Annotated in this window: 6 protein-coding genes; 3 read left to right on the forward strand and 3 right to left on the reverse strand. The window is 40.4% G+C overall.

Annotation, left to right across the window (positions count from 1 at the left end; all coding sequences use genetic code 11):
• Positions 1-201: 201 nt before the first annotated feature.
• The 3 genes from rpsR to rpsF are packed head-to-tail and all read right to left on the reverse strand — an operon-like array spanning position 202 to position 1,394.
• Entirely contained in the window at positions 202-432 is a 231-nt protein-coding gene (gene rpsR / locus BO222_RS01330) for a 30S ribosomal protein S18 (protein ID WP_075817685.1), read from the reverse strand.
• Between the two features lie 15 nt (positions 433-447).
• Positions 448-1,083 carry a single-stranded DNA-binding protein gene (locus BO222_RS01335; RefSeq protein WP_083647614.1) on the reverse strand — a complete coding sequence of 212 codons (636 nt, stop codon included), beginning with the start codon at positions 1,081-1,083 and terminating at the stop codon, positions 448-450.
• Between the two features lie 17 nt (positions 1,084-1,100).
• Positions 1,101-1,394: a 30S ribosomal protein S6 gene (rpsF, locus tag BO222_RS01340; RefSeq protein WP_075817689.1), complete on the reverse strand. Its 294-nt coding sequence runs from the start codon at positions 1,392-1,394 to the stop codon at positions 1,101-1,103.
• Positions 1,395-1,949: 555 nt separating this feature from the next.
• Here rpsF and BO222_RS01350 point away from each other — a divergent pair.
• The 3 genes from BO222_RS01350 (at position 1,950) to BO222_RS01360 (ending at position 5,274) form a co-directional block, all read left to right on the forward strand.
• Positions 1,950-2,177 carry a helix-turn-helix domain-containing protein gene (locus tag BO222_RS01350; protein ID WP_430517243.1) on the forward strand — a complete coding sequence of 76 codons (228 nt, stop codon included), beginning with the start codon at positions 1,950-1,952 and terminating at the stop codon, positions 2,175-2,177.
• Positions 2,178-2,799: 622 nt separating this feature from the next.
• Complete coding sequence (locus BO222_RS01355) at positions 2,800-4,071, forward strand: MFS transporter (protein ID WP_075817695.1); 1,272 nt, start codon at positions 2,800-2,802, stop codon at positions 4,069-4,071.
• A gap of 423 nt (positions 4,072-4,494) precedes the next feature.
• Positions 4,495-5,274, forward strand: a complete 780-nt coding sequence (locus BO222_RS01360; protein ID WP_075817697.1) for a tyrosine-protein phosphatase — start codon at positions 4,495-4,497, stop codon at positions 5,272-5,274.
• Positions 5,275-5,556: the final 282 nt, after the last annotated feature.

Consider the following 5,556-nt stretch of genomic DNA (forward strand, 5'->3'; position numbering starts at 1 on the left):
GGGAAGAGAGAATGGAGCAGTGGCAAACGGCCCTGAATCGAGTTATAGTGTGTTTGGTAATTTTGTTTATTGAGCATGAACATATTTTACCAAAAAAGGCACCTCATCCATTACGGATCAGGTGCCTCTTTTTATTTTTGGACTGTCAGAAATTTAACAGCCCCTTAAAGGTTTATTTGGGATTGATTGCTGAAAGCTTAATTAGTCAGCAACGTATGGCAGAAGAGCCATCTGACGAGCACGCTTGATTGCTGTAGCGAGCTGTCTCTGGTATTTAGCACGGGTACCAGTTACACGACGCGGAATGATTTTTCCGTTGGCGTTGATGAACCGTTTAAGCAGTTCAGTATCTTTATAGTCGATTTCCTTGATTTTATTCTTTGTGAAATAGCAGACTTTTTTGCGTCCCATGCGCTGTTTTTTGAAAGCCATGTAAAATTCTCCTTCCTAGAAAGGCAAGTCATCACTTGCGATGTCGAGTCCGTCTGAATCATCAAAACTGCTGTCAAAATCATTTGAAGAGCTTGAACTTCCAAATGGTGAAGCAGTGTTTGTGTTTCCAAATCCAGTGTTATTGGCTCCCTGATTGGAAGCAGATGGACTCTGATAACTGTTATAAGCTGGTGTGGAGCTGAATCCTCCACCATAGTAGCTGTCCTGTGAAGATGCGCTGTTAGAATTGCCCCAGCTGTTATTGCCGGATCCATACCCGCCGCCATTCGATTGAGAATAGCCTCCGTTCATGGACTGAGAGCCTTCATTGCGTGAATGTATAAAAGTGAAGTTATCAACAATAACTTCAAATGTATAAACACGCTGACCCTGCTGATTTTCATAAGAGCCAGTTGAAATGTGGCCGGTAATCGCAAAGCGATTTCCTTTATGAACATATTGAACAATTGTTTCAGCTGTTTTACCAAAAGCAACACAGTTAATAAAATCAGCGGTAGGCTGATTTGGCTGCTGATTGGCAGATTTTCTGCGATCTACGGCTAAGGTAAATCTGCAGATCGTCATCCCCGAATTCGTTGAACGTGGTTCAGGATCCCGGGTCAGTCTTCCGATAAGACAAACGTTATTCATTATCGTTTATCTCCCGACTACTTTTCTTCGTCTTTTTTGATAACCATGATGCGGATTACATTTGGGTTAATTCTGCAAAGACGCTGGAATTCTTCGATTCCTTCGTTGTCAGCTTTACAGTCCATTACTACGTAATGACCTTTTTTCATGTGATCGATTTCATAGGCAAATTCTTTTACACCCCAGTCATCAACATTTTCGATGGTACCGTTGTTTTCAAGAATTGGAGCAGTCAGTCTCTTCTGAAGAGCAGCTACCTGTTCGTTGTCTAAAGATGCGTTCACAATGTACATAACTTCATATTTTTTCATGCGTACACCTCCCTTTGGTCTAATGGTCCCAATTGATTAGGGACAGAGAGCAGATCGAAAATCTGCCTTCTAAAAATACCACATAGACCCCTTCTGAGTAAAGAAAAGATGCACTGAGATTTTTTTGATTCCTGAATCAGCTTAAATGATACAGAATGTAACTTTTTTCAGCTAAAAATCCACTGCTTTTTGTTGTTTGTTTCGATGCCTGTTTACACAGCTCTTCATTTTCATGCTCAATAATTCTTCGCCAGGCCCTTGCACTTTGTTTGATTGATGTGCTTCTGATTTTTGATTTTGTCCTATCTGCCGTTCGAATTTACCTTTCGGTTTGTAAATTCTGCTCGTAAAATTCTGTCGCTTTAATTCTACCGCCATAAACAGAGCGGATAATCTTAAAATTCTTTTATGAAGCGAACTTATCATCCAAAAGTGATAGAAATATCACAATAAATCAGCTTATCTTACTCAGATAACATACTTTCCGGGATCCCCAAATGAAAAGTTTTTCCAATAAGATACACTGAACTTGAAGAGGAAACCAGGAAGGGTGGCATGAACATGGGAAAAATAGTACTCAGACTTGACCGAATCATGGCGGATCGGAATATCTCACTCAATGAACTTGCCAGTAAAGTCGGTATCTCCAATGTGAATCTTTCAAAAATTAAGACCGGAAAAGTACGCGCCATCCGCTTTTCTACTCTGCAGGCTTTGTGTGAGGTTTTAAACTGTCAGCCGGGAGATCTTCTTGAATACGATCCCACTGAAAAAACCGAGTAGTTGCTCATGAATTAATATTGCTTCTTGTCAGACCAATTCACAGTAATAAGGAAAGCTTTAAAGCATCCTTTCAGCTTATGAACTGGTCTGATTTATGTTTTCAAGAATTTTGAAAGAAAATTTGTCAATATTTCAGTTTATCTGGACAAAATGCAATCTTTGACCTGTTATGATTCAATCGTATTCGATCAGATCCGAAATCCGTTGAACTTTGGATTACTGCCCTGTTAGAAAGTTCATTTTGAACCATTCGTTTTACAAATCTAAGGTATGTTTATACTGGGAAATACAGACAACGGAAGGATTTCGAATCCGAAAATGATTCAGGCTGAAAATTCGCCCGAATCATTTTTCTTTTCCACCTTACTTCACTTATCCACTCTTTCAATTCCTGATTTCCTGATCGTTTTGAGTAAATCATTTAATCAGAGCTTCGTCTTCGCTCAACCTTAAAGGGATAATTTTTTTATTTTTTTCGATATAAATTCGAAATCCAGAGGTCAAAAAGCCGTTATGGAATTGGTAATCCACCTGAAGATCCGTCCCTTTCAACAATGCAAGCCCTTTTAAAAAAAGCAACCTTACAATGTGATACGATAGCCACAGATAGAGGGATTAAAACATGAAAAACAAACTGACTCCTTTGGAGCTGAAGTGGATCCTCTATGATGTCGGAAACTCAGCATTTATTCTGCTTGTAACCACAATCATCCCAATCTACTTTAACCATCTTGCCCTGAGCGGCGGAATCGATGAAGAACAGTACCTGGCTTACTGGAGCTATGCCGCAAGCTTTGCAACTGTCCTGGTCGCATTCCTTGGACCGATTATGGGTACTGTGGCTGACTTTAAAGGCAATAAAAAACGAATTTTCTTACTGAATGCTATACTGGGCGCGCTTCTTCTATTCTGTTTGTGGATGCCGTCCAACTGGCTGGCCTTCCTGGTTCTTTTCGTCTTCGCAAGAGTTTTCTACTCTGTATCTTTAGTTGTATACGATTCGATGCTGGTAGATGTTGCTCCTGAAGAGGACCTCGATACTGTTTCTTCAAAAGGCTATGCCTGGGGATATATCGGAAGCGTTATACCATTTGTCATCTCATTAGTGATCGTACTGATGTATGACCAGATTGGCATCAGCTTTAATTTAGCAATGCTTTTAGCTTTTGCGATCAATGCAGTCTGGTGGTTCTTATTCACTCTGCCTATCGCTTTAGCCTATAAACAGAAACACTATGTCCCAAAAGAAGACCATGTCGCTAAACAGACATTCGCCCGACTGATCAGCACTTTTAAAAACATTAAAAGTCATAAAAAAGCTTTCCTGTTCCTGCTTGCCTTCTTTTTCTATATTGATGGCGTTTATACCATCATGGAAATGGCAACTGCTTACGGAACAAGTCTAGGTCTGGATCAGACTTCACTGCTGCTGGCTCTTCTGCTGACACAGATTGTAGCTTTCCCGGCAGCCATTACCTTTGGAATCCTCGCCAAGAAGTATTCCACTGAACTTCTGATCAAAATCGCAGTCTTTGCCTATCTGTGCATTGCGATTTACGCGCTGTTCCTTGATGACCTGACAGACTTCTGGATTCTTGCTGTTGCGGTTGGATTATTCCAGGGTGGAATTCAGGCTTTATCAAGATCCTATTTCGCAAGACTGATTCCAGCTAATGCAAGCGGTGAGTATTTCGGTATCTTTGATATTTGCGGTAAGGGTGCCAGCTTCCTTGGAACTATGATTGTTGGTCTGGTAACTCAGCTGACTGGAATTCAGAACATCGCAGTAGGATGTCTTGCTTTTCTGTTCCTTTTAGGATTAATGATCTTTTCTAAAGTGGCTAAAATGCCTGACGATACAGAATTTGCACAGGCTTCCTCTAAACAGAATTAACTTAGTGATTTACGCTTCCTGTGCTGGGAAGCGTTTTTCTTTGAGATCAAAACGGCTATTTTTGTTCGATTTGGTTCAAAGCAGGACGGAATACAAAATCGAAAGAAAAAGCACGTACAAAATTTGATTGAACAATTATAATGGTTGTTATTCATGGCTGTTCTTTTTCATCGCGTGGAGTCTATGGCATCCATTAAAAGGTAAAAAGAATCACTCATGACAATTCAGTTCAACTCTGCTTTAATGTCTGATCCTAAGAGATCATTCATCCTTACGATCAAACAACCATAAAAAAACACCAGAAGACTCTGATGGATCTGTTCTACAAAAAAACAGAAAAACAATGAATCAATTGATTGATTCATTATTTCAACAAAACATTTAATCTAACGTTCTAAAAATACGAAAAAGGAAAAACTATCTATGGAATTTATTGATACGCACTCTCACATTGCCTGGCATGTGGATGATGGAATCCAGAATATCGAAGATGCTCGAATTGCCTTAACCATGGCTGCATCCGATGGCATTCATACAATTCTTTCCACTCCCCATGTGATTCCAGGAAGAACCGATAAAAATAACTACCTGAAAATCTCATCACGTCAGGATGAGCTGAAGCAGCTCGGCCAGGAATTTGATGTAGATATTTTTAAAGGCGGAGAAGTCATGCTCAATTCGCACTTTCTCGATACCCTGCGTGAAGGCTGGCTTCCAAAAATTCATAACGGACCTTATATCCTGGTTGAATACAACGTTCGCTATGACTTTGCATTTCAGAACCTGGATTTTGATCCGCTCTTTGAACTGAGCGTGGCTGGATATCATCCAGTTATCGCTCATGTCGAGCGCTATTTCCATAAGAAACTCGATATGGATGTTATCAACGACTGGGCAGATAACGACTATGTCTTCCAGATCAATGCCACTTCCCTGCTTGGTCTTGACTCTAAGCAGTCAAAGAAAAACGCCTGGTGGCTGATCGAAAACGGATATGCTCATACCGTTGCTACCGATACCCACCGCACAACCGGATATCGAATTGAGAATCTTTCGGCAGCCTATGAACAGGTCTGCAGGAAAGTTGGAAAAAAGGCCGCGGATCTTCTGTTTTACGAAAATCCAAAAAACGTCATCCTTGGAAGGCCAGTAACAGACATTCCCGTTCATAAGAAAAAATCATTCTTTTCTTTTGGTCGCTAATTCATTTTGTACATAAATCCGAGTGAAATACCAGGGGCTGTTAAATTTCTGACAGTCCAAAAATAAAAAGAGGCACCTGATCCGTAATGGATGAGGTGCCTTTTTTGGTAAAATATGTTCATGATCAATAAACAAAATTACCAAACACACTATAACTCGATTCAGGGCCGTTTGCCACTGCTCCATTCTCTCTTCCCTCATATTGAGATGGATTCTGTCTTCACTACTGTCAGTTCCTTTGTCGATGATTATCTCGACCTTGCCCTTTATCCTTCTTTTGCC

It is taken from the genome of Ileibacterium valens (assembly GCF_001945525.1).
Classification (GTDB): domain Bacteria; phylum Bacillota_I; class Bacilli_A; order Erysipelotrichales; family Erysipelotrichaceae; genus Ileibacterium; species Ileibacterium valens.

Bases quoted from the DNA above. Each gene is read 5' to 3' on its own strand.
- BO222_RS01335 (WP_083647614.1), bottom strand. From the start codon at position 1,083: ATGAATAACGTTTGTCTTATCGGAAGACTGACCCGGGATCCTGAACCA.
- rpsR (WP_075817685.1), bottom strand. From the start codon at position 432: ATGGCTTTCAAAAAACAGCGCATGGGACGCAAAAAAGTCTGCTATTTC.
- BO222_RS01355 (WP_075817695.1), top strand. From the start codon at position 2,800: ATGAAAAACAAACTGACTCCTTTGGAGCTGAAGTGGATCCTCTATGAT.
- BO222_RS01350 (WP_430517243.1), top strand. From the start codon at position 1,950: ATGAACATGGGAAAAATAGTACTCAGACTTGACCGAATCATGGCGGAT.
- rpsF (WP_075817689.1), bottom strand. From the start codon at position 1,394: ATGAAAAAATATGAAGTTATGTACATTGTGAACGCATCTTTAGACAAC.
- BO222_RS01360 (WP_075817697.1), top strand. From the start codon at position 4,495: ATGGAATTTATTGATACGCACTCTCACATTGCCTGGCATGTGGATGAT.